Source organism: Leucobacter manosquensis (assembly GCF_018304845.1).
Lineage (GTDB): Bacteria > Actinomycetota > Actinomycetes > Actinomycetales > Microbacteriaceae > Leucobacter > Leucobacter alluvii.
The window spans coordinates 443,374-468,820 of sequence record NZ_JAFEVO010000001.1 but is presented as its reverse complement, the minus strand read 5'-3'; the positions used below and the strand labels follow the sequence as shown (position 1 = coordinate 468,820).

Annotated in this window: 24 protein-coding genes and 1 tRNA gene; 5 read left to right on the top strand and 20 right to left on the bottom strand. The window is 67.3% G+C overall.

Features of this window, described 5'->3' with window-relative positions; all coding sequences use genetic code 11:
* Window positions 1-147 precede the first annotated feature (147 nt).
* Entirely contained in the window at window positions 148-516 is a 369-nt protein-coding gene (locus JSQ98_RS15480) for a CPBP family intramembrane glutamic endopeptidase (protein ID WP_430413588.1), read from the top strand.
* Window positions 517-557: 41 nt separating this feature from the next.
* Here the strand turns inward: JSQ98_RS15480 and thiL are convergent, their stop codons facing one another.
* On the bottom strand, window positions 558-1,643 hold the full coding sequence (gene thiL / locus JSQ98_RS02140; RefSeq protein WP_346728704.1) for a thiamine-phosphate kinase: 1,086 nt from the start codon (window positions 1,641-1,643) through the stop codon (window positions 558-560).
* A gap of 84 nt (window positions 1,644-1,727) precedes the next feature.
* Between thiL and JSQ98_RS02135 the strand changes: the two genes are divergently transcribed.
* Window positions 1,728-2,222 (top strand): DUF3515 family protein, encoded by a 495-nt coding sequence (locus JSQ98_RS02135; RefSeq protein WP_200329208.1) that lies wholly within the window; start codon window positions 1,728-1,730, stop codon window positions 2,220-2,222.
* A 26-nt stretch (window positions 2,223-2,248) separates the two neighbouring features.
* Here the strand turns inward: JSQ98_RS02135 and JSQ98_RS02130 are convergent, their stop codons facing one another.
* The 7 genes from JSQ98_RS02130 to JSQ98_RS02100 all read right to left on the bottom strand — a co-directional run bounded on the left by JSQ98_RS02130 (window position 2,249) and on the right by JSQ98_RS02100 (window position 10,267).
* Complete coding sequence (locus tag JSQ98_RS02130) at window positions 2,249-3,382, bottom strand: D-alanine--D-alanine ligase family protein (protein WP_211648174.1); 1,134 nt, start codon at window positions 3,380-3,382, stop codon at window positions 2,249-2,251.
* On the bottom strand, window positions 3,379-4,500 hold the full coding sequence (locus tag JSQ98_RS02125; RefSeq protein WP_211648173.1) for an NAD(P)H-dependent glycerol-3-phosphate dehydrogenase: 1,122 nt from the start codon (window positions 4,498-4,500) through the stop codon (window positions 3,379-3,381). Before JSQ98_RS02125 ends, JSQ98_RS02130 begins: the two co-directional genes overlap by 4 nt.
* On the bottom strand, window positions 4,497-5,273 hold the full coding sequence (locus JSQ98_RS02120; protein ID WP_211648172.1) for a lysophospholipid acyltransferase family protein: 777 nt from the start codon (window positions 5,271-5,273) through the stop codon (window positions 4,497-4,499). Before JSQ98_RS02120 ends, JSQ98_RS02125 begins: the two co-directional genes overlap by 4 nt.
* An 81-nt stretch (window positions 5,274-5,354) precedes the next feature.
* On the bottom strand, window positions 5,355-6,683 hold the full coding sequence (gene murA / locus JSQ98_RS02115; RefSeq protein WP_090149698.1) for a UDP-N-acetylglucosamine 1-carboxyvinyltransferase: 1,329 nt from the start codon (window positions 6,681-6,683) through the stop codon (window positions 5,355-5,357).
* A 128-nt stretch (window positions 6,684-6,811) separates the two neighbouring features.
* On the bottom strand, window positions 6,812-7,414 hold the full coding sequence (leuD, locus tag JSQ98_RS02110) for a 3-isopropylmalate dehydratase small subunit (RefSeq protein WP_090148378.1): 603 nt from the start codon (window positions 7,412-7,414) through the stop codon (window positions 6,812-6,814).
* A gap of 3 nt (window positions 7,415-7,417) precedes the next feature.
* The gene (gene leuC / locus JSQ98_RS02105; RefSeq protein WP_211648171.1) at window positions 7,418-8,956 is read right to left on the bottom strand and encodes a 3-isopropylmalate dehydratase large subunit; all 1,539 of its coding nucleotides are present in this window, start codon (window positions 8,954-8,956) and stop codon (window positions 7,418-7,420) included.
* A gap of 258 nt (window positions 8,957-9,214) precedes the next feature.
* Window positions 9,215-10,267, bottom strand: coding sequence for a TerC family protein (locus JSQ98_RS02100; protein WP_211648170.1), 1,053 nt, complete (start codon window positions 10,265-10,267; stop codon window positions 9,215-9,217).
* Between the two features lie 289 nt (window positions 10,268-10,556).
* On the opposite strand from JSQ98_RS02100, the gene JSQ98_RS02095 reads away from it, so the two are divergent.
* Both JSQ98_RS02095 and JSQ98_RS02090 read left to right on the top strand, forming a co-directional pair.
* Window positions 10,557-11,360 carry a TIGR00645 family protein gene (locus JSQ98_RS02095; protein WP_346728703.1) on the top strand — a complete coding sequence of 268 codons (804 nt, stop codon included), beginning with the start codon at window positions 10,557-10,559 and terminating at the stop codon, window positions 11,358-11,360.
* Window positions 11,361-11,390: 30 nt separating this feature from the next.
* Window positions 11,391-11,472, top strand: a tRNA-Leu gene (locus JSQ98_RS02090).
* A gap of 119 nt (window positions 11,473-11,591) precedes the next feature.
* Here JSQ98_RS02090 and JSQ98_RS02085 read toward each other — a convergent pair.
* Window positions 11,592-13,301 carry a ParB/Srx family N-terminal domain-containing protein gene (locus JSQ98_RS02085; protein ID WP_211648168.1) on the bottom strand — a complete coding sequence of 570 codons (1,710 nt, stop codon included), beginning with the start codon at window positions 13,299-13,301 and terminating at the stop codon, window positions 11,592-11,594.
* A 330-nt stretch (window positions 13,302-13,631) separates the two neighbouring features.
* Between JSQ98_RS02085 and mgtE the strand changes: the two genes are divergently transcribed.
* Window positions 13,632-14,990, top strand: a complete 1,359-nt coding sequence (gene mgtE, locus JSQ98_RS02080; protein WP_211648166.1) for a magnesium transporter — start codon at window positions 13,632-13,634, stop codon at window positions 14,988-14,990.
* Window positions 14,991-15,128: 138 nt separating this feature from the next.
* On the opposite strand, the gene JSQ98_RS02075 is transcribed toward mgtE, so the two are convergent.
* The 11 genes from JSQ98_RS02075 to JSQ98_RS02025 form a co-directional block, all read right to left on the bottom strand.
* Complete coding sequence (locus tag JSQ98_RS02075) at window positions 15,129-18,131, bottom strand: aminotransferase (protein ID WP_211648165.1); 3,003 nt, start codon at window positions 18,129-18,131, stop codon at window positions 15,129-15,131.
* A 146-nt stretch (window positions 18,132-18,277) separates the two neighbouring features.
* On the bottom strand, window positions 18,278-18,877 hold the full coding sequence (locus JSQ98_RS02070; RefSeq protein ID WP_211648164.1) for a non-canonical purine NTP pyrophosphatase: 600 nt from the start codon (window positions 18,875-18,877) through the stop codon (window positions 18,278-18,280).
* Entirely contained in the window at window positions 18,874-19,620 is a 747-nt protein-coding gene (rph, locus tag JSQ98_RS02065) for a ribonuclease PH (protein ID WP_211648163.1), read from the bottom strand. Before rph ends, JSQ98_RS02070 begins: the two co-directional genes overlap by 4 nt.
* 55 nt (window positions 19,621-19,675) lie before the next feature.
* Entirely contained in the window at window positions 19,676-20,515 is an 840-nt protein-coding gene (gene murI / locus JSQ98_RS02060; protein ID WP_200329226.1) for a glutamate racemase, read from the bottom strand.
* The gene (rnhB, locus tag JSQ98_RS02055) at window positions 20,512-21,195 is read right to left on the bottom strand and encodes a ribonuclease HII (RefSeq protein ID WP_211648162.1); all 684 of its coding nucleotides are present in this window, start codon (window positions 21,193-21,195) and stop codon (window positions 20,512-20,514) included. Before rnhB ends, murI begins: the two co-directional genes overlap by 4 nt.
* 3 nt (window positions 21,196-21,198) lie before the next feature.
* Entirely contained in the window at window positions 21,199-21,918 is a 720-nt protein-coding gene (lepB, locus tag JSQ98_RS02050) for a signal peptidase I (protein ID WP_211648161.1), read from the bottom strand.
* Window positions 21,919-22,070: 152 nt separating this feature from the next.
* Window positions 22,071-22,418: a 50S ribosomal protein L19 gene (gene rplS, locus JSQ98_RS02045; protein ID WP_211648160.1), complete on the bottom strand. Its 348-nt coding sequence runs from the start codon at window positions 22,416-22,418 to the stop codon at window positions 22,071-22,073.
* 126 nt (window positions 22,419-22,544) lie between these two features.
* Window positions 22,545-23,150 carry a dihydrofolate reductase family protein gene (locus JSQ98_RS02040; protein WP_211648157.1) on the bottom strand — a complete coding sequence of 202 codons (606 nt, stop codon included), beginning with the start codon at window positions 23,148-23,150 and terminating at the stop codon, window positions 22,545-22,547.
* Window positions 23,151-23,299: 149 nt separating this feature from the next.
* Entirely contained in the window at window positions 23,300-24,304 is a 1,005-nt protein-coding gene (locus JSQ98_RS02035) for an Fpg/Nei family DNA glycosylase (RefSeq protein ID WP_211648155.1), read from the bottom strand.
* Window positions 24,304-24,795, bottom strand: coding sequence for a ribose-5-phosphate isomerase (locus tag JSQ98_RS02030; protein WP_090148341.1), 492 nt, complete (start codon window positions 24,793-24,795; stop codon window positions 24,304-24,306). Before JSQ98_RS02030 ends, JSQ98_RS02035 begins: the two co-directional genes overlap by 1 nt.
* Window positions 24,796-24,821: 26 nt before the next feature.
* Window positions 24,822-25,442: a mycothiol-dependent nitroreductase Rv2466c family protein gene (locus JSQ98_RS02025; RefSeq protein WP_090148339.1), complete on the bottom strand. Its 621-nt coding sequence runs from the start codon at window positions 25,440-25,442 to the stop codon at window positions 24,822-24,824.
* Window positions 25,443-25,447: the final 5 nt, after the last annotated feature.

Sequence of the window (25,447 nt, the reverse complement as noted above, 5' to 3'; positions counted from 1 at the left end):
CGCTTTCCGGTGTTTCCGTCGCGAGCTCGCTTCGGGTTGGAGGGCGACTCGCATTGCCCATGGGGGTTCGTGGGATGGGGAACTTTCGGATTCGTCACGGCCTACCTATGAGGAATCATCACTACGACCATCTTCTTCCACCTGGGAGTGCCACCCGACGGAGAGAACGCGCAGTCGACAGCCCAGTTACCGGTGCTCGCGAAGAGTTCCGTGCTACTGGCGAGTCTACTTTTCGTCGCATCGGGAATCGTCGAACCCGTGCTCGAAGAGGTCATCTTTCGCGGAGTGCTCATCGGAAAGCTTGCCCGTCGAACACCGACATGGGTGGCGCTCATCGTGTCCAGCGCCCTGTTCGGCGCATTGCATCTACGAAGTATCGCCGAGTGGCCGCTCCTTCTGAATTACGGCCTTGTTGGACTACTGCTCGGAGCCCTGTACCTGCTCTCGCAACGAAACATCTTGGTTCCTATTTCGGTGCACGTTGCATGGAACACAATGGGGTTCGTATCGAGTTAGTTTCTCGATTGACTCGCGGGATCGCTGAGCTTCGCCACATGTCATGCAGTACCTGGATACTGCACGATGTAGGGGTCCCAGCCGCGCGAGACGAGCGCTGTGCCATCGAGCGACAGGATCCCGGCGCCCTGTCCGGTGTCCATGTGTGCCGCGACTGGCTCTGCTCCGACCGAGGATCCTGATTTGGGCGCCTCCACCACAGTCCCGATGGGCCGGAACCCGGCGGGCAGCGCGACGTCGGCAGGGAAGGTCGCGAGCAGACCGTGATCCTCGCCGCCGTGCAGCATCGCTTCGACCGGCACCACGACTCCGCTCTGCTCGCCGAAGCCGCGTTCGAGCAGCGCCGAGGAGAAGCCGATCTGCACGTCGCTCGCGCGAGCCAGGCGCTCACTGTCGATCGAGAGAGCGTCGGAGACGTCCATCATGGCCGTTGCCCCGCCCTGTGCAGCTGCGATGCCGAGCGGTATGGGAGGCGCCGGCGCGAGTTGCGCGGCGAGGACCTCCGGATGCGCGGCCCAGAGCCCGGGCACGGCATCCGCACTCGCGGTGCCATCGGACGCGAGGCCCTCCGCGAAGAGCAGCGAGAGACCGAGCCCTGCGAGCCCCAACTCCCCCGCATACGCCACGACGTCGCCCGCGCGGGCGCCGGAACGCAGCACCGGCGCCCGCCCTTCGAGGTCGCCGAGCGCCGTGACCGCGGCAGTCACCACAGGCGCTCTCCCCAGGTCGCCGCCCACCACGCCGCACCCCGGCGCCAGCGCACGACACGCAGCGTCGAGACCCTCCGCGATTCGCTCGAGGAGATGCACGGGAGTATCGAGCGGTACTGCGAGCGCGACGGTCAGTGCGGTCGGACGCGCGCCCATGGCGGCAACATCGGAGAGGTTCGTCGCCGCCAACTTCCAGCCGAGTTCGAAGCCGTCATGCCAGGCGAGGCGGAAATCGGGGCCCTCGATCATGGTGTCGGTCGTCACGACGATGTCGCCCTCGTGCCGCAGCACCGCGCAGTCGTCGCCCGGGCCCAGCTCGACGGCGCTCGCCTCTGAGAGCTGCGCGAGGACGCGCGCGAGCACGCCGGACTCCCCCAGTTCTCCGACCGTGGGCGCGAACGTCTCTCGTGGTTCCACGTTCCTACGCTACCGTCGCTCCCGCGTCCACACCTCGCCCCCGCGCCCGGCACTCGACCAGGCCCCGGCGAGTAGGCTGGAACGGTGAAGTTTCGGGCCCTCAAGATCGTCGCACTCTCAGCAGCACTCGCGAGTACCGCGACACTCCTGTCGGCATGCGCTCCCATCGTGCCGATGGACGCTGCGGAGGACGCGAATAATCCGGCGTGCGCCAATGTGATCGTGCGGCTGCCCGACATCGTCGCCGGGGAGGAACGGCGCTACACGAACGCTCAGGCGACCGGCGCTTGGGGTGACGGCGCCGTGCAGCTCGTGTGCGGTGTCGAGCCGAGCGGACCGACCACGGACACGTGCGTGAACGTCAACGGCGTCGATTGGGTGATCGACGACTCAGCCGCTCCCATCTATCGCTTCGAGCCGTACGGTCGAACGCCCGGCCTCGCGGTCTTCGTCGACTCCGAGCAGGTGAGCGGCACCGAAACGACGGTTGACCTCAATGCGGTCGTACAGCAGCTCCCTCAAGAGCGCGAGTGCACCACGCTCTCCGACACGTTCGACGTCCCCGGAGCGAAGCAGTGACGACGCGCCCGTAACGTCGAGGCAGCTCAGTACGCCGGGCGGCGCTCGATCGCGAGCTCGATGAGCTCCGTGATGAGCTCGGTATAGCTCAGTCCCGATGCTTCCCAGAGGCGAGGGTACATCGAGATCGGCGTGAAACCGGGAAGCGTGTTGATCTCGTTGAGCACCGGGCCGTTCTCCGTCAAGAAGAAGTCGACCCGCGCAAGCCCGGCGCACTGGGCGATCTCGAACGCGAGGACAGCGTCGCGTTGCAGCGCCGCGAACTCCGCTTCGCTCACCTCGGCGGGCAGGTCCAGGCGCACGCCTGAACCGTCTAGGTACTTCGACGCGAAGTCGTAGAAGCCGCCGCCGGAGATCACGATCTCGCCGATCACGGTGCTCGTTCGCGGGCGCGCGTCGCGGCGGCCCTCGAGCACTGCGATCTCGACCTCGCGGCCGACGACGCCGGATTCGACGAGCACGGTGCGATCCTCGGCGAACGCGACTTCCAGCGCCGCCGGCAGCTCCGCCGGCGCGACGACCTTGCTGACGCCAACGCTCGATCCCGCCCGGGCGGGCTTCACGAAGAGCGGGTACGTCAGATCTGCGTCGAGCCGGGAGACCAGTGCGGGGTCGGCGTCGAGCTGAGAACGCGTCACCGTGTTCCACGGCGCCACGGCGATGCCCGCATCTGCCAGAACGGTCTTGACCGCGTGCTTGTCCATGCACAGGGCCGAGCCCAGCACGCCGCTCCCCACGTAGGGCAGATCCACGAGATCGAGCATGCCCTGCACGGTGCCGTCTTCGCCGTAGGGGCCGTGCAGCATCGGCAGCACTGCGTCAGCACTCCCGAGCTCTCGGACTCGCCCCGAACGGTCGATCACGCTGATGACACGGGTGGCGGTCGACGCCGGCCACAGCACGCGGGTGCCGTTGTCGGCGACTTCGGGAAGCGCTGCTGCGTCGAGCCGGTACCCGTCGAGATCCGCTTCTTCCATCAGCACGGTGGCGCCCTGCTGAGTGATTCCCACGGGAATCACGTCGAACTTCGCGCGGTCGATCGCGCGGAGCACACCCGCTGCGGTCACACAACTGATGCCGTGCTCACTCGACCGGCCTCCGAACAGCAGCACCACCGTGCGCTTCGCCGGAGCATCTTCTCGGAGTGCGTTGGCAGTCACCCGCGTGTTCCCTTCATACGGTCGAACAGTCGTTTCAGTCGACCGATCTGGGGCGATCCCAAGCTGAGTTCCGCTTGCGGCACGTCGTCTTCGGTGGCGAGGTGCGGGCCGAGGTACTCGGGCTGCATCTTGCCGCTGAGCACCATCTGCACCTGCTCGACGATCGGCATGACGATTCCGCGTTCCCGAGCGAGTTCGAGCACGGGCGGTACCGACGTGATGCCTTCGGCGACCTGCTGCATCTGCTCGCGGGTCTCCTCCTGCGTGTACCCCTGACCGATGAGGCGGCCTGCGGTGTTGTTGCGGGAGAGCGGCGACTGGCAGGTGGCGATGAGATCGCCGAGGCCCGCGAGACCGGAGAGGGTCGCAGGATCGGCGCCTGAGGCTACCGAGAACTCCGTCATCTCGGCGAGCCCGCGAGTGATGATCGCAGCCTTCGTGTTCTCGCCGTAACCGACGCCGTCCACGATGCCGATGGCGAGCGCGATGAGGTTCTTCAGCACGCCGCCGAGTTCCGTTCCGATGACATCAGTATTCACGTACGTTCGGAAGTACGGCGCGTTCGCAGCCATCGCCACTTCTTGAGCGACGCCGAGGTCCACGCACGAAGCCACGGCTCCAGTCGGCTGTTCTTTCGCGATCTCGAGGGCGATGTTGGGGCCCGATACCACCGCGATGCGCTCGGGTCCGAGATCGAGCGTGTCGGCGATCACCTCCGACATCCGCATGGTCGTCGTCTTCTCGACGCCTTTCACCAGGCTCACGAGCACGGACCGTCGATCGAGATACGGTTCGAGGTCGATGAGATTCTGACGCAGCGTCTGGCTCGGGACGGCGAGGAAGACGAGTCGCGCCCCCTGCAGCGCCGTGGCCAGATCGTCCGTCGCCGTGAGCGTCTTCGGCAGATTCACGCCAGGCAGATACTGACTGTTGCGGCGCGCGACCTGGATCTCATTTGCGATCTCGGGGCGACGCGCCCACATCGTGACGTCGCACCCCGCGTCGGCGAGCACCTTGGCGAAGGTGGTTCCCCAGCTCCCCGCGCCGATGACCGCGACCCTTCGGCCCCGATTGCGATCACTGTGGACCGATCCCGCTGCTGCGGATCGAGTAGTCAAAAGCGCCCCGTTTCGCTCTGCTGGTGCTTGCTCGGATCCCAGCGTTCAGCCGGCGGCTGTTCGCCTCGGAGCCCGGCGAGGAGCGCCGTGATGGCGTCCATCAGCTCCCGCGTCGCCTCGTTGATGGTTCGCTGATCGACCGGTTTGCCCGCGTAGCGACTGAGATCGAGCGGTTCGCCGATGGCGACCTCGATCGTCTTGCGCGGAAACGGGTGCAGTCGCTTCGCATAGCGCGGCATCAGCCGATGCGTGCCCCAGTGGGCCACCGGGATCAGTGGAATACCCGCTTCGAGTGCGAGTCTCACGGCTCCGCTCTTGCCCCGCATCGGCCACAGGTCGGGATCACGGGTGAGCGTGCCCTCCGGGTACACGATCACGCCGTCCTGCCGTTCGATGATCTGCGAGGCCGCACTCATCGGGTTGCCGTCGCGGCTCGCGGAGCGGGCGACACCGTCGCGCTGCACCGGCACCTGACCGGATGCCCGCATGAGCCACCCGAGGACGGGCACCTTGAAGAGGCTGGCCTTCGCCATGAAGCGCGGCAAGCGGCCGAGATGCCATACAGCGGCGCCCACCGCGATCGGGTCGACTTCGCTGTAGTGATTCGGGGCGAGGATGAAGGGCCCGCGCTCCGGAAGCTTCGACTGCGGCGTGAAACGGTACCGCACCATGAGCGACCAGAACGGCAGGATCATGAGGGCCAGCACCCAGAACGCCGAGGGCCGACGCTTCTCAGGCGACAGTCGGCTCCGGAACTTCACGGTGTCAGTCATAGGTCCATTATCTCGAATGCGGCGGTTGCCCAGTGGCATACGCCCCGGGCAACCGCCGCATTCGCAGGAGAGTTTCTGCGCTCAGCTCTCGTAGACGAAATCAGCGCCGAGCAGATGCAGCTTCTCGATGAAGTTCTCGTACCCGCGCGAGATGATGCCGAGGTTCGTGACCTTCGACTGGCCCTCCGCGGTCAGCGCAGCGATGAGGTGACTGAAGCCGCCGCGCAGGTCGGGCACCTCGATATCGGCTCCGTGGAGTGGTGTTGGTCCGGTGATGACGGCGGCCTGCTCGAACTCCCGTCGCTTCACGCGACGAGTCGCGTCGTGCAGGCCCTCCTTGTACACCACGATGTCGGCACCCATCTTGACGAGGGCGTCGGTGAATCCGAACCGGTTCTCGTACACCGTCTCGTGGATGGTCGACTGGCCCTCGGCCTGCGTGAGCGCCACGACGAGCGGCTGCTGCCAGTCCGTCATGAATCCCGGGTGCACATCGGTCTCGATGGTGACCGGCTTGAGCGCACCACCCGGGTGCCAGAAGCGGATGCCGTCGTCGTGCACGTCGAAGTCGCCGCCGACCTTGCGGAAGACGTTGAGGAAGGTCATCATCTCTTCCTGCTCGACGCCGCCGACGAAGACGTCGCCCTTCGTCGCCAGAGCTGCTGCAGCCCAGCTGGCGGCCTCGTTCCGGTCGAAGATGGCCCGGTGATCGTACCCGCGGAGCTCCGGTACCCCCTCGATGAAGATCACCCGGTTGGGCTCCATCGAGATGATCGCGCCCATCTTCTGCAGGATGCAGATGAGATCGACGATCTCCGGCTCGATCGCCGCATTGCGCAGCTCCGTCTGCCCCTCGGCGAGGACGGCCGTCAGCAGCACCTGCTCCGTCGCTCCGACGGAGGGGTACGGCAGCTCGATGTTGGCTCCCTTGAGACCGTCGGGCGCGGTGAGGCTGATGCCGCTCGGCAGCTTCTCGATGACGGCGCCGAAGTTGCGCAGCGCATCGAGGTGGAAGTCGATCGGGCGATCGCCGATCCGGCATCCGCCGAGATCGGGGATGAACGCCTCGCCGAGGCGGTGCAGCAGCGGTCCGCAGAAGAGGATCGGAATGCGCGACGAGCCGGCGTGCGCATCGATGTCGGCCTGGTGGGCCACCTCGACGTTCGACGGGTCAAGGCGCCACTCGCCGCCCTGCTCGCCGCGCGTGATGAGCACACCGTGGAGGGCGAGCAGCCCGGCCACGACGCGCACGTCGGAGATGTTGGGGACGTTGCGCAGCACGCTCGGCGTCTTGCCGAGTAGTGCGGCGACCATCGCCTTCGTCGCGAGGTTCTTCGCGCCGCGCACCTCGATGCGGCCCTTCAGCGGGCGGCCGCCGTTGATGATGATCTCGTCAGAGGTCAGGCCCACACGGGCGCCCGCCTTCTGCGCGTCGAGCTTGCGCCCGGCGGCTTCCGATTCTTCCGTCGACACGGCGGCCGCCTCCTCGGGCGCCTCCGCTTCCGTCTCCAACTGGGCCTCGTTCACTGTGTGCTTGGTCATTCGGCCTCCACGGGGGTCGTTGTCGGCATCCAGTTCGGGCGATTCGCCTCGAACCTGGTGATGGCGTCCGCGTCGCGGAGCGTCAAGGAGATATCGTCGTGCCCTTCCATCAGGCGCCAACGCGTGTATTCGTCCACTTCGAAGGGAATCGTGAGCGCGCCCGCGGTGATCGTGCAGTCCTCGAGACTCACCGTGACGCTCATTCCGGGATCGGCGTCGATCGCGGCCCAAATCTGCTTCACTTCGTCCTCGGTCACCTGAGCCGCGAGCAGCCCCTGCTTCCCCGAGTTGCCGCGGAAGATATCCGCGAAGCGGGGCGAGATGACGACCCTGAAACCGTAGTCGCGAAGCGCCCACACCGCGTGCTCGCGCGACGAACCCGTGCCGAAGTCGGCGCCGGCGACGAGGATCTCAGCGCCTTGGAAGGCGGGCTGGTTCAAGACGAAGTTCTCGTCCTGCCGCCAGTGGGAGAACAGCGCGTCTTCGAAGCCGGTCTTCGTGACCCGCTTCAAGAACACTGCGGGGATGATCTGGTCGGTATCGACGTTCGATCGCTGGAGCGGCGCGGCGATGCCAGTGAAAGTCGTGAACTTCTGCATGGTTCAGGCTCCCGCCTTCTCGGAGACGGGCATGATCGGAATACGGCGACGCACGGGGAGGTCGGACCCCTCCGGAGCGTCGTGGGAGATGCCCTTCGCGAGGTCGTCCTGCAAGTCCCACGGGCTCGACAGCGTGCCTCGGATCGCGGTCGCCGCTGCCACGAGCGGCGAAACCAGATGCGTGCGCCCGCCCTTGCCCTGACGCCCCTCGAAGTTTCGATTCGACGTCGACGCGCATCGTTCGCCCGGCGCCAGCTGGTCCGGGTTCATGCCCAGGCACATCGAGCAGCCGGCGAATCGCCACTCGCCGCCGAACGCCTCGACGATGCGGTCGATCCCCTCTGCTTCGGCCTCGGCGCGCACGCGGGCCGACCCGGGGACCACCATGAGCCGCACGCCCTCGGCCTTCTGCTTGCCCTTGATGATCTCGGCGAAGGTGCGCAGATCGTCGAGACGGCTATTCGTGCACGATCCCATGAAGACGGCGTCGACGGGGATCTCCTTCATCGGCGTCCCCGCCTCGAGATCCATGTATTCGAGCGCGCGCTCGGCGGCGGCGCGCTCGTTGGGATCAGTGATCGCATCGGGATCGGGCACCGATTCGCTGAGCAGTACGCCCTGCCCGGGGTTCGTGCCCCACGTCACAAACGGTTCGAGCGACTCGGCGTCGATGAACACTTCCTTGTCGAACACGGCGCCCTCATCGGTCGGGAGCGTATTCCAGTACGCGACCGCGTCGTCCCAATCGGCGCCGCGCGGGGCGTGGGGGCGGCCCTTGACGTACTCGAACGTCGTCTCGTCAGGGGCCACCATGCCCGCACGTGCGCCGGCTTCGATCGACATGTTGCACATCGTCATGCGACCGTCCATCGAGAGACCGCGGATCGCGGACCCGCGGTACTCGAGCACGTAGCCCTGGCCGCCGCCGGTGCCGATCTTCGCGATGACGGCGAGAATGATGTCCTTCGCGGTGACACCCGGACGCAGCTCGCCCTCGACGTTGATCGCCATGGTCTTGAACGGCTTCAGCGGCAGGGTCTGCGTCGCCATGACGTGCTCGACCTCGCTGGTGCCGATGCCGAACGCCAGAGCGCCGAACGCCCCATGGGTCGAGGTGTGGCTGTCACCGCACACCACGGTGATTCCCGGCATCGACAAGCCCAGCTGCGGTCCGACGACGTGCACGATGCCCTGTTCGCGGTCGCCGAGGGGGTGCGCCCGCACACCGAACTCGGCGACGTTCTGACGCAGCGTCTCGATCTGGAGACGGCTCGTCGGGTCCTCGATCTGCCGCGTGATGTTGACGGTCGGGGTGTTGTGATCCTCCGTCGCGATCATCAGGTCGACGCGGCGAAGCGGTCTCCCTGCGACGCGCAGACCGTCGAACGCCTGCGGACTCGTCACCTCGTGGATGAGGTGGAGATCGATGTAGATGAGATCGGGCTGGCCGTTCTCCCCTTTGACGACGACGTGGTCGTCCCAGAGTTTCTCAGCCAGGGTGCGTGGCCGTACGGCCGACTCCGACGCAAACTGCTCGCTCATGTGTGCTTCTCTTCCCGGTTCTGTGCACTCAGCACTGTGCTGTTCAACACCGCGCGGCACGAAAGTATTTCGCGAGCTTCGACGCGGTGGATCGACCATGCGAGAACTCCGCGACGGGCGGCCGATGGACTAGACCCCGTCGCGGCTGTGAAGAAGCAGAGCCCGCGAACGCATGGCGAGAGTCTATCACCGCGCGATGCAGAGTGCCCGATGCGGCCGAGAAGGTGGCGGCGCCGATGACGAGCCGCCACCGCTTTCCTAGTGGCGGTTGGCGCGATCGTGGCCCTGCGACGGCTTCTCCATGGGCTCGGCAGCGCCGAGGTGCAGGTGCTCGCCGCGCGCACGAGCCTCGCGATTCGCCTTGATCACGCTCGCCACTGTGGCCACCAGCATCGCCGCGACGATGAAGCCGAGCGACATCCACGTATTGATCTCGGGCACCGGCACGTGCTCGCCGCCGTTGATGAACGGCAGCTCGTTCTCGTGCAGCGCGTGCAGGATCAGCTTCACGCCGATGAACGCCAGGATCGCCGCGATGCCGTACTTGAGGTACTCCAGCCGCTCGAGCAGACCGCCGAGCAAGAAGTACAGCTGCCGGAGGCCCATGAGGGCGAACACATTCGCTGTGAACACGATGAAGGGGCTCTGCGTGATGCCGAAGATTGCGGGAATCGAGTCGAGGGCGAAGAGGAGGTCGGTCACGCCCAACGAGATGAGCACCAGCAGGAAGGGGGTGAACATGCGCTTGCCGTCAACCGTGGTGCGCAGCTTGCCGCCGTCGTAGTGGTCGCTGAAGGGCAGCACCTTCTTGACCTGTCGGATGACCCAGCTCTCGCCCTGCTCGTCGTGCCCGCCCGGCTTCACCTGCTGCCAAGCCGTCCAGATCAGCCACGCGCCGAAGATGAAGAAGATCGCGATGAAGCGTTCGATGATCGCGGCGCCGACCAGGATGAACGCGCCGCGGAAGATCAGTGCGAGCACGATGCCGATCATCAGCGCGCGCTGCTGGTAGGCGTTCGGCACCTTGAAGCTGGCGAGGATCAGCACGAACACGAAGAGGTTGTCGATCGAGAGGCTGTACTCGGTAAGCCAGCCCGCCAAGAACTCCGTGCCGTGCTGCACATCGCCCAGCAGGAAGATAGCGCCGGCGAAGATCAGTGCGAGCAGCACGTAGAAGCCGACCCACAGGCTCGCCTCGCGCATGGAGGGGACGTGGGGACGACGAACGATCAGGGCGAGGTCGATGACGAGGATCACGACGAGCGCGATCATCGAACCGATCTCGAACCAGAGCGGGAGAACTGAAGTCACCGTTGTGTACTTCCTTACGGCTGGGGCGCGGGGCGCACGGCTGGGCCGAAAGTCTCTTCCCGGCGCCCGACTTCCGTCGCATGCGCCGCGCCCGCACCGGCGCCGCTGCGGAGCGACGCGTCTTGACGACACGGGCGAAGTGGAATACTCCCTTTCGCTCCCGCCATCCTAGCCGCGTTGCGGCTCGGTGCCGATCCCCCGGCCCCCGAATCCACATCCGTGCTGCGCTAGCATATGGTGCACTTCATCAGCATGCGGTGCACTCCACCAGCACGAGAGGGCCACCCACGTGAGCAAGCGACCCAGCATCACCGAACGCAGCGCGCAGGCCGGTCCGGGGCCTGCTTCGCGCACACTCGCCGCCTTCATCTTCGCGAGCCGCTGGCTCCAGGCGCCGCTGTACCTCGGCCTCATCGTCGCGCAGGCCGTCTACGTCGTGCTCTTCTTCGTCGAGCTCTGGCACCTCGTCGAGAACGTCATCGCCACGGGGCACATCACCGAGACCGACGTGATGCTGAGTGTGCTCGCACTCATCGACATCGTCATGATCGCGAACCTGCTGATTATGGTGATCATCGGAGGCTACGAGACCTTCGTCTCGAAGATCCGCGTCCAAGGGCACCACGACGAGCCCGAATGGCTGTCGCACGTCAACACGAACCTGCTCAAGGTCAAGCTCGCCGTGTCGATCATCTCGATCTCCTCGATTCATCTGCTCAAGACATTCATCGAGGTCGGACGGATGGACAACGGCGTCGTGCTCAACGCGGACGGCAGCGTGCTCTACTCGTCGGATGGCGTGATGTGGGAGGTCGCGATCCATCTCGCGTTCATCGTCTCTGCCATCGCGCTCGCGTGGATCGACCGCATGAGCCAGCACCACCCCACCGGCGAGACGGGCGGCCTGAGCGTCGGCAAGATCGAAGCCGGCCTGCGCGGCGACGAACCCGGTTTCATGGTCGACCCCGCGTCCGCGTCGGACGGGCCGGCAGTGCACCCCGCCGCGCAGAGCGCTGACGGCTACGTCACCGTACGCATACCAGCCGGCGCGCGGCTTCCCGAGGGCGCCGAGGTCGTGCCGAACGACCGCTAAAGTGGGTGTCGGTCGGCTTCGCCGGCCCACGCGCGAGTGGCGGAATTGGCAGACGCGCTGGATTTAGGTTCCAGTGTCTTCGGACGTGGGGGTTCAAGTCCCCCCTCGCGCACGTACGAGGTTCCTTCGTGGCGCGGCCGCGCACGCAGCAGCGGGGTCACTGTTCGTGCGTGTCGGACATGCGACACCCACGAACAGTGACCCCGCTCGCAGATTTGGGGAGCTGCGCGGCTATTCGGCCCGGCGGCGGCGCGTGTGCAGCACCGTGACCGCGCCTCCGACGAGCATCATCGCGAGCGCCGCTGTCGTCGCGGCAATCACGGGAGCGCCGCCCGTCTCAGCGAGCTTCGCCGCCGCGGGTGGCGCCTGAGCGGCTACGGGAGTCGCTCCGGCCCCGGAGTTGCCGCCGGCTGCGGTGCCACCGGCCTCGCCCGGTCCACCGGCACCACTGCCACCCGCGCCGGCCCCGGCATCGCCATCAGCCCGTGCGTCGGCTTCGATCTGCACCTCGGTGGCGCCGACCTCGACGCCGTTCCAGAGCAGGGCGATACGGTGCGATCCTGTGCCGGCTGCCCTCGGAAGCGTCACGGTCGCGGCGAATGCGCCCGTCTCATCCGTGGATACTTCGGCGAGCTGCACCGGCTCCGACCGCATTTCGAGCGAGTACCCCGTGGTCGACGGCGCGAATCCGCTTCCGCTGACCGTGATCTCGCCGCCCGGGCGCAGATCCCCGCTCACAGCGAGGGCCCCGTGCACAGTTCCGGGATCCACAGGCGGCTCTTCACCACCGGGCTCCTCTCCTGAGGGCGGCAGCTGCGACTTGTATGCCATCGCGTAGGCGAGCTTGCCGGGCTTCTCGGCATCGTAGGGCTGCGAGAGCTTGTTCCACTCCCCCTTCGCCTCCGCCTTGCCATCGTTCCACGCTGACAGCACTCCGAGATCGGCTGCCGTGAACCCACCGGCGATGGGTGCCGCCGGGTCGAGCGCGACCTGCGCTTCGGAGAGCGAGCGGACGGTCGCGAGGTAGCTGTCGCGATCATTCGTGTTCCATCCTGAGAGATCGACGGGCTGCGCATCGCGCACCCACGCGCCCCAGTAGAACTCCTGGAACGGGATCGTTCCGGATGCGAAGCCGATGTCGCGTGCGAAGTACAGGAGGCTGCGGTTGGGGTCGTCGGCGAAGTTGCCGAGACCGACCGAGGCGGGCAGGTCTGCGGGAGTGATCGGCGCCCCGTCGACCTGCTCGAGCCACGTCCACTGATTCGCGATCATCGTCTGCCAGAACTGCGCGGGCGCCTGGTCGCTCAGGTTCGCCGTGACGCGAAGCCGCACGTGCAGGTTGAGGCCGCCATCAGCGGTTTCCGCGAACGAGGTCAGCGTGTGGTGCCCGTCGGTGAGGTACAGGGCGCCCTCGGGCCCGATGACGACGGTCTTCATCTCGGCGATGCTCTGCTCGGTCTCGCCGCCGAGCGGCAGCGCGCAGGTGAAGGACGCTGGGTCGTGCAGTGTCGCGTCGGCATCGGCAGCGACAGCGTCCAATTGCCCGTTGGCCTCGCACCAGTCGCCGAAACGCTTGTTGACGGCGTCCTTCCCGAGTTCCGAGTAGCGACCGAGCTTGTAGTAGACCTCGTCGTACCCGACAGAGGGCTGGGTCGGATGCACGTCGCCGATGCGCACGTCGACCAGGTCTCCGACCTGCGCATCCGCGTAGGACGCAGCGGTGGTGACAGCAGCGGGTTCGGGCTCGTCCAGGGGGTGCGCCGTTGCGGGGCCGATTGAGGCGATGACGAGCGGTGCTGCGAGCAGGGCACCGGCAAGCCCGAGCGCAGCGAGCCGGAGGCGCGAAGAGGACTCGGGTGAGGTCGAGGAGATCAGCACGGAAGCCTTCCGATAGGGGTTCGAGACGGCACGTCCGCAGACGTCGGGGCGGGCCTCGTTCATCCTCCCGATCGATGATGAACCGCTGGTGGCGCCGACGGATCCGGCACATGAACGGTCTCGAGCCGCGAGCCGCGGGTGCGTTTGGGGATCGCGCGTCGGACTGTTAGGGTTCCCCTGATCAGCCAGATCCCGAACCGAAGCGAGGTGAGCCCGATGTCCAGTGACAGTTGCAGTCATCAGCCGGGTCTCGCGCACGCTCCGACGCGTTCCCTCTAGCGGTCGTTCTCGTCGCCCGCCGCGCACGCCCGGCTCCGCACGTTCCATACGTTTCAGGGCGCGCCCGTGCGCCCGCCGAGCGGCGCCAGCGGCGTCCATGCGAGGAGACCCGTCATGACCACTCAGCAGATTCCGATCATCGAAGCCTCGTTCGACGGCATCCTGCAGCATCTCGCTGCAGGCGATCTTCCCGCGCTCACCCGCGATCTCGCCCCCTTTTCCGCTACGGAGCTCGTGCCGCTCTTCGAGCGACTCGATCTGCGGCAGCGCGCCGTGCTCTTCAGGCTGCTCTCCAAGCAGCGCGCAATGGAGCTCTTTGAGGCGCTGCCGCCCTCATTGCAGGGTGATCTGCTCGCCGGGTTGCAGAACACCGAGGTGAGTCGGCTCTTCACCGAGCTCGACCCCGACGATCGGCTCTGGCTGCTCGACGAGGTGCCGTCGGTGCTCGCGACCCAGATGCTGCGCGGCTTGCCCGAGCAGGATCGCCTGCAGACCGCCGAGCTGCTCGGGTATCCGCAGGGCAGCGTGGGCCGGCGCATGACGCCCGAGTACGTATCGACTCGCGCTTCGCTGACCGTCGCTGAAACGCTCGAACGTGTTCGCGCCCACCTCTCGGACGCCGAGACGGTGTATACGATTCCGGTGCTCGACGGCACGCGGGTCGTGGTCGGCATCATCAGCCTGCGCGAGCTGCTGGCCGCGAGCCCCGACGACTTCGTCGCCGACTTGATGCAGCCGGCGCACACGGCCGTCGCGACCGAGTCGGATGAGTACGCCGCACGTCGATGCGCGGATCTTTCCCTGCTGGCGCTGCCGATCGTCGACAGCGAGGAGCGGCTGGTCGGCATGCTGACGATCGACGACGCGATCCGGATCATTGAGCACGTCGAGAACGAGGACGCGGCGCGTCAGGGCGGCTCCGAGCCGCTGCGCCGCCCGTACCTGTCCACGCCGGTGCGCACGCTCGTGCGCTCTCGCGTGGTGTGGCTGCTCGTCCTGGCCGTCGGCGCCACACTCACCGTTCAGGTGCTCGAGATCTTCGAGGCGACGATCGAACAGGTCACCGTGCTCGCACTCTTCGTGCCGCTCCTCATCGGAACCGGAGGCAACACGGGCAATCAGGCCGCGACCACCGTCACACGCGCGCTTGCGCTGGGAGACGTGCGCCCGCGCGACATTCTCCGCGTGCTCGCGCGCGAGTTCCGCACGGGGGCACTGCTGGGCCTGCTGCTGGGCTCGCTCGGATTCGGAATCGCCTGGGCGTTCTACTCCGTTCAGATCGGCATGGTGATCGGGCTCACCCTGCTCGCGGTCTGCACGGTCGCCGCGGTGGTGGGCGGCTGCATGCCGCTGCTCGCCCGGACGGTGCGCGTCGACCCGGCCGTCTTCTCGAACCCGTTCATCTCGACATTCGTCGATGCGACCGGCCTCCTCGTCTACTTCGGGATCGCCTCCGCCGTGCTCGGCCTCTAACCGCCGTCGGGGCCAGCAGGATCGCCGAGCCCCCGCGCTCGCGCCGAGCCCCTCCGCGCTCGACGAGCCCCAGCCCGCTGTACGCGCCTCCCTTGGAGGTTCGGCGTGCGGGCAGGGGCTCGACGAGGGGTTGCGGCGCTACCAGCCTTCGGTGAGCACCCGGTCGAGGGCTGCGAGCACGGCGTCAGCGCTCTCCTCGGTGAGGCAGAGCGGCGGCTTCACCTTCAGCACGTTCGAACGCTCGGAGGTCGTGAGGACGATCACGCCGAGTTCTCTGAGCCGCTCGCAGATCGCGGCCGCCTCGGCTGTGGCGGGCTCCAGCGTTTCGCGATCGCGCACGAGTTCCACGCCGAGATACAGCCCCTCGCCGTGGATCGGCCCGACGATCTCGTGGCGTTCCGCGAGTGCGCGGAAGCCGTCGGCGAGTCGCCCGCCGACCCGGAGCGCGTTCTGCTGCAAGCCCTCCTGCTCCATGGCGTCGAGTACCGCGATGCCCACTCGGCAGCTCAGCGGATTCCCGCCCGCCGACGAGAAGAACTGGCCCTGCATCGCGAGCGCATCGGCGATGCGCTTCGACGTGATGACTCCCCCGATCGGAAATCCGTTTCCCATCGGCTTCGCGATCGTGACGATATCGGGCAGCACGCCGGATTGCTCGAAACCCCAGAAGCTCGAACCCATCCGCCCGAACCCGACCTGCACTTCATCGGCGATGCAGAGTCCGCCCGCAGCGCGCACACGAGCGTAGACGTCGGCGAGGTACCCGTCGGGCAGCAGCACCCCGCCCGCGTTGCCCAGCACCGATTCGCAGATGAAGGCGGCCACGTCGCGCCCCTCGTCCGCGAGTCGCTGCAGGTCGGCGCCGAGATCGGCCGCGTACTTCGCACCGGTGCCCGCACCTCGGTAGGTTCCTCGAAAGCGGTTCGGGACGTCCGCGACGTGCACCCAGTCCGGTCGATTCTCGAGCGCGTGCGGGTTGTCGTACGCGCTCGTGGTCACCGCATCGGATGCCATGGTCCACCCGTGATAGGCCTCTCGCAACGCCACGATGGTGTTTCGCCCGGTCGCCGCCTGCGCCAGGCGCAATGCGAGATCGACTGCTTCCGAGCCGCTGTTCACGAGGAGCACCGTGTCGAGAGCCGAGCCTTCGGGCAGGAGTGCGAGCAGACGCTCGCTGTACTCCGCGAGCTCCCGGTAGAGGAAGCGCGAGTTCGTGTTGAGTCGCCGGATCTGCCGATTGACCGCGTCGGCGACGCCCGGATGCCCGTGCCCCAGCCCTGTCACGTTGTTGACCATGTCGATGTACGACCGACCGGTCGTATCGACGAGGTGATGGCGCCAACCGCGCTCGATCTGCATCGGGCGTTCGTAGTACCGCTCCTGTGCGCTCGCGAAGATCTCCGAGCGGCGAGCGAGCTCGTCCGCGGATGCGTCGTGCTGGGCGAGCGATGGGAGGCCGAGCAGCCTCGCGGGATCCTGAGTGAAACGGCGCCACGCCGGAACCCGCTCGGGAGTGACGAGCGGAGCGCATCCTGCTTCCGGCTCGTCGACCGCCAGGATCGGCGCGTCGGCACCGGTCAGCGCGTCGGCGCGGACCAGGGTCACCGAGATCACTCGCGCTCCGGTCGCGCCCTGAACACGGGCGACGGGAGCGCCCGCCGCGACGGGAGCGCCGGGCTCCACCACGGCCTCGACTCCGTCGATCGCGAGGTGCCAGCCGCCGGCGAGTTCGAGCAGCACGCCTTGACTCGTCGCAACCGCGACGGACCCGGAGGCCGGCGCCGAGACCCCCAGGGAGTCGCCGGGCGCCAGGTGGATCTCCGTCGCGATGGGCCAGGTCTCGCTCGCTCGCTGCGCATCGACCCGGGTGCGGGTGAGACGGTACACGCCGTACGGGAAGACGGCGCTGCCATGACCCGATTCGAACGCTGCGCGTACGAGCCGCGCTTCAGCATCTGCGTCGAGCCAGGCGCCCGATGCGAGATCATCAGATTCGACGCCAGGATCGAGTACCGCCGCATCACCACCGAGCTCTGGCAGTAGCGAGCGCAGCGGCGGTGTCGAGACGCGGGCCGGCGCAGCGACCAGCTGCAGACCGCTACCCGCGGCGACTCCCGCGAATCCGAGCGAGGCGAGCACGGACTCCGTCGCTTCGGCGAGCGGTACGGATGTGGCCGCGTCGAAGATCGCGCGTTCCCCGTCGACGCGCTCGCGTGCGTACGCGTTGTCGCCGTCGATCTCGAGCTGCCGCCAACCGCTCGCGACGAGCAGCGCGGCACGGAGCACGATCAACGGCCATACCGCTCGAGCCTCTGCGACGGCGAGTGGCGCCGCGCGGTGGAACGCGGTGACCGTCTCGAGCACCCGAAGGGGTCGATCCGCTTCGTGATGCAGCAGAGAGCTCGCCGTCACCGCGAGCTCGGCGACGCGCCACCCGTAGGAGAGGTCGCCGAGATCCAGCACCGTCGACGGGTAGACGCGAGTGTCAGCAGCGCGTTCACCCATCACATTGTCATCGGTCAGATCGCCGTGGATCGCCTGGATCGGCAGCGCGTCGACGAGCGGCTCCAGCGCTTCGTCGGCTGAGGTGGCGGCGAGAACGACGCGATCCCGCAGTTCTTCATCGCTGATCGAGCCGGCGAGGCGCCCGATCTCGTCGAAGGCGACACGCATGTCCCACATGTGGTCGCGATCGAGGCCGGGGTGTTCGAGGCCTGCCAGCGCGTTGGCCGATGCGGCCGACAGCGCTCCGAACGCCTCGAGCACCGGAGAAGCGAAGTAGCCGAGATCGACCATCGGCTCCCCTGCCGCGAATTCGCTCCGGCGCACGGCGAATCCGCGCCAGTGCTGCGTGAGCTCGCCGTCGAGGCCGGGCAGCACCGCGGCCGCTGTCACGCCTGCGGCGCGGTAGGCCTCCAGTGCGGCGTGTTGCGCATCCCGCGCGTCGTCCGCGAAGACGGGGTTGTCGATCCGCAGCACGCTGCGGGAGCCGTCGGCGGCCGTCAACGCGAAATTGCGATCCTGATTGCTTCCGAGCTCGGTAGCGGTCACCTCCAACCCGTAGCATTCGCGTGCAATCGTTCTGGCGTCGGCCTCGGTCACGTCCGGGCGCACCAATCCACTCGCTGAAGCGTTGCTCATCGCGTGGTCTCCATCTCTGATGTCGAAGTGATGTCACTCGTGTGTTGGGTGCCGCGTCGCGACCACCACTGCGGAGCAGCAGCGGCCGCGGTGCACTCGGGCTCGGGCCGTGGGGCCGCACAAGCCGACGTCGAAGGTATGCGGGATTACTCCGCGAGCGCGCGGATCGCCGGCGCGAGGGCGGTGAAGGCGCGCGTGCGATGGGACTGCGCGTCCTTCTCGGCACCGGTCAGCTCAGCCGCAGATCGGGACTCCCCATCCGGCTGGAAGATCGGGTCGTACCCGAATCCGTGCTCCCCGGTCGGCTGCCGCAGCACCCTGCCGGGCCACACGCCCAGTTCGCAGATGTCGCCGTCGCGAGAGTCGCCCGGCAGCGCGAGCGCCGCTGCGCAGACGAATCCGGCGTCGCGGTGGTCGTCTGCGACATCGGTCAGCTGCCAGAGCAGGAGCTCGACGTTCGCGCGATCGTCGCGCGCCGGCCCGCCCCACCGCGCCGAGAAGATGCCGGGGCTGCCGCCGAGCACATCGACGGCGATGCCGGAGTCGTCGGCGATCGCCGGAAGCCCAGTGCGGGCCGCAGCTGCGCGAGCTTTGATGAACGCGTTCTGCTCGAAGCTCAGGCCGTTCTCCACCGGCTCTGGCCCGTCGTATCCGATGAGTTCGACGCCGGGGATCAGCGGGCCGAGAATGCGGCGGAGTTCTTCGAGCTTGTGCGCATTGTGCGAGGCGAGTACCACGGTGGTCATGGTCGGCGCGCCTCCGCCAGCGCTGCTCGCTGCAGATCGGCCAGCTCGGTCGTGCTCACGAGCGCGAGGTCGAGCAGCGCGTCGAGTTCGGCACGGTTGAACGGAGCGCCCTCGGCAGTGCCCTGCACCTCGACGAAGTCGCCGGAACCGGTCACGACGACGTTCATGTCGGTCTCGGCGCGCGAATCCTCGACGTACGCGAGGTCGCTCAGCGGCACGCCGCCCACGATGCCGACCGAGATCGCAGCGACGCTGTCCGTGAGCGGCTTCGCCTTCTTCGCGATGAACCCGCGCTCACGAGCCCACTCCAGCGCGTCGACGAGCGCGACGTACGCGCCGGTGATCGAGGCGGTGCGCGTTCCGCCGTCGGCCTGCAGCACGTCGCAGTCGATGACGATGGTGTTCTCCCCCAGCGCTTTCGTATCGATGACGGCGCGGAGGCTGCGACCGATGAGACGCGAGATCTCGTGGGTGCGCCCGCCGACCTTGCCCTTGATCGACTCGCGCTGCATGCGCTCGTTCGTGGAGCGGGGCAGCATCGAGTACTCGGCGGTCACCCAACCGGTGCCCTTGCCGGTGAGCCAGCGGGGCACCCCCGGCGTGAACGAAGCGGTGCACAGCACCTTCGTGCTGCCGAACGAGATGAGCGCGCTGCCTTCGGCCTGGGCGCTCCAACCCCGTTCGATCGTGACGGGTCGGGTCTGCTGCGGCGTGCGCCCGTCGGCGCGGAGGGTCTCAGTCATTCAGGTCTCCAGAGGTTGCGGCGGATCAGGTCGGCGAACGCACAGCGAACGCGAGTCAGTTGGGCAGGCGGATCGCGCCGGTCTCCAGGCGATCGACGGCATCGATGCCGATCCCGAGCATGCGGCGGGCCAACTCGACGAACGCCGCCGTATCCTCACCAGTCGCCTCGTATCGCAGCTCGGGTTCCCCAGAGCCGGGCGGACGCAGCAACTGCAACTCGGTGAGTACCTGGAACACGGCATTCGCGGTCTCGATGTCACTCGACACCAGCGCGACGTCCGGCCCGACCACCTGCCGAATCGCGCCGCGCAGGAACGGGTAGTGCGTGCATCCGAGCACCAGGGTGTCGATGCCCTGCGCGACGAGCGGAGCGAGATACTGCTGCGCGACCTCGTGCACGGCGGGACCGCTGGTCTCGCCCGCCTCGACGAGATCCACGAACCGCGGGCACGCCGCAGAGCTCAGCGCGATCTCGGGCCGCATTGCGAACAGGTCGTCGTAGGCGCGCGATTGGATCGTCCCCTGCGTGCCGATCAGACCGACGCGGCGGTTCCTCGTGATCGAGGCCGCGCTGCGCACCGTCGGGCCGATGACTTCGACGACAGGCACGTCGTAGCGCTCACGGGCGTCGCGCAGCACCGCCGCAGATGCCGTGTTGCAGGCGATCACGAGCATCTTCACGCCCTGCTCGACGAGCCCGTCGAGGATCTCGAGAGCGAATCGGCGAACGTCCGCGATCGGACGAGGACCATACGGCGTGCGGGCGGTGTCGCCGACGTAGATCATCGACTCGCCGGGGAGCTGATCGTGAATCGCTCGCGCCACCGTCAAACCACCGACTCCGGAGTCGAACACCCCGATCGGGGCGGACGCGTCTGGCTGCTGCGAACTCACCCGTCCAGACTACCCGAGCCGATCGCGGAGAGTTTGATCCACGTATGCCGGTGCAGTTCGGTGAGGCCGTTCGTCGCGATGCCGGCGAAGTGGGCCTTCGCGCCGTATCCCTTGTTCGACGCCCATGCGTACTCGGGGTGCGCTGCATCGGCCTCACGCATCAGGGCGTCGCGCGCGACCTTCGCCCGCACCGAAGCAGCGGCCACGCTGGCGCACTCGCGATCCGCCCCCACCCGCGTGCGGATGTCGAGCGGAGCGCGCAGCACTGCGGAGAGCCAGTCGTGCGCGCCGTCGAGCAGGATCACTGATCGTTCGACCGGCACTCCCGTCGCACGCAGCTGGAGCAGCGCGCGACGCGCGGCATGGCCGAGCATCGTCGTGATGCCCTGCGTATCGATCTCCTCGGCGCTCGCGAAGCCGACGGCACCGGCTCCCCACGCATGTACGAGCGGCGCGATCGCGTCGCGTCGTTTCTCGCTCAGGAGCTTCGAATCGCGAAGCCCGTCCGGAAACGAGTGGGTGCCCGCCACCACGGCGTGCACGCCGACGGCGACCGGCCCGGCGATCGCTCCACGGCCCACCTCGTCGATGCCGATGACGATCTGCGCACCCGCCGCGAAGAACGCGCGTTCGACGTCGAGCGTCGGATCCTTCGTCGTAGGTGCTGCCTCGACGGGCACGGCTCAGTTCTCCATCGCGGCGTCCACGCCGGTGAAGGTTCCTTCAGGAGTCCCCAACCAGGTGAACCGGTTGAGCGGCCAGTTCAACACGAACGCACGCCCCACGACCTCTTCCTCCGGCACGAACCCCTTGCCCGGCTGATCCTGGTTGTAGCGCGAGTCCTTGCTCTGATACCGGTTGTCGCCCATCACCCACAGAGAGCCCTCGGGCACCGTGACGTCGAAATCGATCGCCGACGCTCGCTCCTCGCCCGCAGGCTTCACGATGTACGGCTCGTCGATGGGCACACCGTTCACCATCACACGCCCCTGAGCGTCGCAGCACTCGACACGATCACCGCCGACGCCGATGACGCGCTTGACCACGTACTCGTTGCTCGTGTCAGCCGCGAGACCGATCGACTGGAGCACCCGCTCGAACCCACGGGGCGGCTCACTGCCGCGGGGGTACAACCACCCGCCCGGATCCTTGAACACCACGATGTCGCCGCGCTGCACATCGATGAGATCGGGCACCAACTGGTTCACGAGGATGCGGTCATCGATCTGCAGCGTGTTCTCCATCGACTCCGAAGGGATGAAGAAACTGCGCACGAGAAACGTCTTCAACAGAAACGAGACCAGGAACGCCACCACGAGGATGACCAGCAGATCTCGCAGGAACCCGAGGATTCCGCCTCGACGCGTCCGTTGCTGTGAGGTCGTGGCCTCGGCTTCACTCATGTGGGGTTCCCCTGTCGATGGGAGCGGTCGTGCGATGGATCCGACGCTCCGGGCCTCACCGATCGGTGAGACACTTCAGGCTCCCACCCTATTCCAGGGGGGAGCCTGAGAGCGTCGCGGGCGCGTTGAGCACGGCCCGTGAGAAGTGCGACTTAGCGGTCGCGCTTCTCCTTGATCTTCGCCTTCTTGCCGGTGAGGCCGCGCAGGTAGTAGAGCTTCGCACGACGCACGTCGCCACGGCTGACGACCTCGATCTTCTCGATCGCGGGCGAGTGCACCGGGAACTTGCGCTCCACGCCCACCTGGAAGCTGATCTTGCGCACGGTGAACGTCTCGCGAACGCCCTCACCGTGGCGGGAGATCACGACGCCCTGGAACACCTGAACACGCGAGCGGTTGCCCTCGACGATGTTCACGTGCACCTTGACGGTGTCGCCTGCGCGGAAATCGGGGATGTCGCTCTTGAGCGACGGGGCGTCGACCAGGTCGAGCTTCTGCATGATTGTCTACTCTCTGCGCCCGCCGCAAGTCGGGAACGCGGATATCGAAAAGTACTGGAGTGTTCGGCTCACGGTCCGTGCGGACCCTCGCGGCAGTACCGCACCGTGGCACAAGGATCAATTATGTCACACTTCTGTCGCACGCCGGGCGCTCGACGACGACGAGCGCTCCTGATCCTCCGCGAGGGACCCGATCACACGATGCTGCGCGACGATGAAGGCTCCATTGCGATCGACCTGCATCAGCTCGAGATCGAGACGACGCGGCAGCAGCGGGCGACCCGCACCGAGCACCACTGGCGCAATCGACGTCACAATTTCATCGAGCTGCCCGAGATCGGCGAACTGACCCGCCAGATCACCGCCGCCGACCACCCACAGATCGTTCGCGCCGGCGGCATCGCGCATCTCCTGTCCGAGCTCGGCGATGCCTCCCTGCCGGAAGCGGACGTCGGCCGACCCACCACTCGTCGTACTCCGGGGGGACGGCAGGTCGCGATGCGTGAGTACGAACGCCGGCAGCTCGTAGCTCCAGACCCCCTGCTCGTGTTCGAGCACCCATTCGTAGGTGGTCGCTCCCATGACGAGTGCGCCGATCCCCCTGATGAACGAATCGTAGTCACCGGCGCCGCCGGCCTCCTGCGGCTGGCGCAGCAGCCAGTCGAGGGAATCGTCGGGATCTGCGAGATACCCGTCGAGGGTGGTGGCCGTGTAGTAGATGGTGCGGGTCATGCTGAGCTCCTTCAATCGATGCGGTCGCCGTCATCAGTCTGACGGGCACCGCCGACATTCACGCGCGCGCACCGCGCAGCGCCGCACCGGCACCGAGACGGCGCCGGGGGCTGCATGAACGGCCAGAAATGGCCGTTCACCTGACTGCGTCAGGTCTGACAGCCCGGGCACCAGTAGAGCTTGCGGGCGCCGAACTCCTCCAGCGCGATGTTCGTGCCGCACCGCTTGCACGGTGTGCCCTCGAGCTTGTACACGGAGTGCCGCTCGTCGCGATCGACCAGCGCACGCTCGTACTCCTCGCCGGCGAGACCGTCGATCGTCATCATCTGCCCGACCGTGATGCCGATCTCGAGCAGATGCGCCCAATCGTCCCAGAGCGCCTCGAGCACGGTGCGGTCGATCGTGTTCGCGGGAGTATGGGGGTTCAGCTCCGCCCGGAAGAGCATCTCGGCCCGGTACACATTGCCGATCCCCGCGATGACCGACTGATCCATGAGCACGAGGCCGATCGGCGTCTTCTTGCGCAGTGCACGCTCCACGAAGCGCTCGCGCTCAGCCGGAGTGTTCGCGTTCGCAGGATCGGGCCCGAGCTTCTGGATCACGGCATCCACCTCGGCCGGGGTGAGCACTTCGCACGCGGTCGGACCGCGCAGGTCGGCGCAGACGAGATCATTCAGCAGCCGCACTCGCACCTGCCCGACGGGCTCAGGAGGAAACGCTGCGGGTGCAGCCGTCTCACGATCGGTTTCGGCCATGCGCACACGTGTGCGACGGGGCGCCCCGATCGACGTCACGGAGTCTTCGCCATCACGATCGAGCGGGCGGGCGGGATCCGGCCGCGAGTACTCCCCCGTCTGGCCCAGCTTCGTGCGTCCCGGCGCCTGGCCGTGGATCTGAATGGACGGGTCGACGCGCACGTCTCCCGCGAAATCCCAAGCGCCGTAGATGCCGAGATGCACGCGCAGCCAACGGTCATCCGAGAACTCCAGGAACATCTGCTTGCCGACGGCCCGAGCATCGATCATCTCTCGTCCGCTCAGCAGCGCTGCGCCCTGGGCGAAGCGCCCCTGCGGGCTCGTCACCTCGGGAGCCGTGCCGACGAAGTTCACCGCGAACTGACGAGCAATGCGATGAACGCTGTGCCCCTCAGGCATTAGAGGCTGTCGACGTGCTTGCCGCTGATGGCGCCGGTGCGCTCGTACTCGCCGAGCTGCGCGATGCGACGCACATGGCGCTCCTCGCCGGTGAACGGCGTGTCGATGAAGAGATCGATGAAGCGGATCGCGTCGGCCACATCGTGCTGGCGGGCTCCGATGGAGATCACGTTCGCGTTGTTGTGCTCGCGCGCGAGCGTCGCCGTGGAGTCGTTCCACACCAGTGCTGCTCGAATGCCTGCGACCTTGTTCGCCGCCATCTGCTCACCATTGCCGGAGCCGCCGAAGACGACGCCGAGCGCTTCCACTCCGTCGCGCTCGTCACGTGCGACGCCGAGCGCGGCGTTGATGCAGAACGACGGGTAATCGTCGAGTGCATCGTATTCGGCTGGACCGTGGTCGATGACCTGGTGGCCCTGCGCGCGAAGATGATCCTGCAACTGCTGGCTGAATTCGAGCCCGGCGTGGTCCGTGGCGACGTGAATGCGCATGGATCAGATCCTATCGGAGCGAGGACTCAGAACTGGGGGCCGGAGGTGCGGCCCCGCTTCAGCTCGTAGAATCCCGGCACGCTCGCGGCCGCGACGATGCCGTCCCAGAGGCGGAGCGCCTGCTCCCCCTGAGGCGCCGGCGTCACCACGGGCCCGAAGAACGCGACTCCGTCGACCGAGATCACGGGCACCCCGACGTCTGGCCCGGCGATCTCGAGCGCGTGCGCGGTGTTCTCGCGAAGGTCGGTGTCGTACTGCTCGTCGTCTGCGGCAGCTGCGAGTTCGGCGTCGAGCCCGACTGCGGCGAGCGCCTCGGCGAGAATGCCGTCGAAGTCGTCGCGGCCGCCGGGGTGGATCGCCGTGCCGAATTCGGTGTAGAGACGCCCGACCGCGCTCGGATCCTGCGCACGGGCGACAGCCGCGGCTACGCGGCCGAGGCGATGGCCCTGGCGCATGCCCTCCTCGTGGTCGCCGACGTCGTTGCCCTCGTTGATGATCTTGAGGCTGACGGGGTGCCAGGCGATGTCGAACCCTCGCGCTGCCGCGACGTCGGAGACCCAGCGGCTGGTCATCCAGCACCACGGGCAGATCGGATCGAACCAGAACTCGACGACGGGCTGTGCGGATTCGGGGCGTTCGATGCTCATGCGGG

Coding starts and splice junctions, on each gene's coding strand:
- JSQ98_RS02120 (WP_211648172.1), bottom strand. CDS start 5,273: ATGACTGACACCGTGAAGTTCCGGAGCCGACTGTCGCCTGAGAAGCGT.
- leuD (WP_090148378.1), bottom strand. CDS start 7,414: ATGCAGAAGTTCACGACTTTCACTGGCATCGCCGCGCCGCTCCAGCGA.
- leuC (WP_211648171.1), bottom strand. CDS start 8,956: ATGAGCGAGCAGTTTGCGTCGGAGTCGGCCGTACGGCCACGCACCCTG.
- JSQ98_RS02085 (WP_211648168.1), bottom strand. CDS start 13,301: ATGAACGAGGCCCGCCCCGACGTCTGCGGACGTGCCGTCTCGAACCCC.
- mgtE (WP_211648166.1), top strand. CDS start 13,632: ATGACCACTCAGCAGATTCCGATCATCGAAGCCTCGTTCGACGGCATC.
- JSQ98_RS02075 (WP_211648165.1), bottom strand. CDS start 18,131: ATGAGCAACGCTTCAGCGAGTGGATTGGTGCGCCCGGACGTGACCGAG.
- JSQ98_RS02070 (WP_211648164.1), bottom strand. CDS start 18,877: ATGACCACCGTGGTACTCGCCTCGCACAATGCGCACAAGCTCGAAGAA.
- rph (WP_211648163.1), bottom strand. CDS start 19,620: ATGACTGAGACCCTCCGCGCCGACGGGCGCACGCCGCAGCAGACCCGA.
- lepB (WP_211648161.1), bottom strand. CDS start 21,918: ATGAGTGAAGCCGAGGCCACGACCTCACAGCAACGGACGCGTCGAGGC.
- rplS (WP_211648160.1), bottom strand. CDS start 22,418: ATGCAGAAGCTCGACCTGGTCGACGCCCCGTCGCTCAAGAGCGACATC.
- JSQ98_RS02040 (WP_211648157.1), bottom strand. CDS start 23,150: ATGACCCGCACCATCTACTACACGGCCACCACCCTCGACGGGTATCTC.
- JSQ98_RS02035 (WP_211648155.1), bottom strand. CDS start 24,304: ATGCCTGAGGGGCACAGCGTTCATCGCATTGCTCGTCAGTTCGCGGTG.
- JSQ98_RS02030 (WP_090148341.1), bottom strand. CDS start 24,795: ATGCGCATTCACGTCGCCACGGACCACGCCGGGCTCGAATTCAGCCAG.
- JSQ98_RS02025 (WP_090148339.1), bottom strand. CDS start 25,442: ATGAGCATCGAACGCCCCGAATCCGCACAGCCCGTCGTCGAGTTCTGG.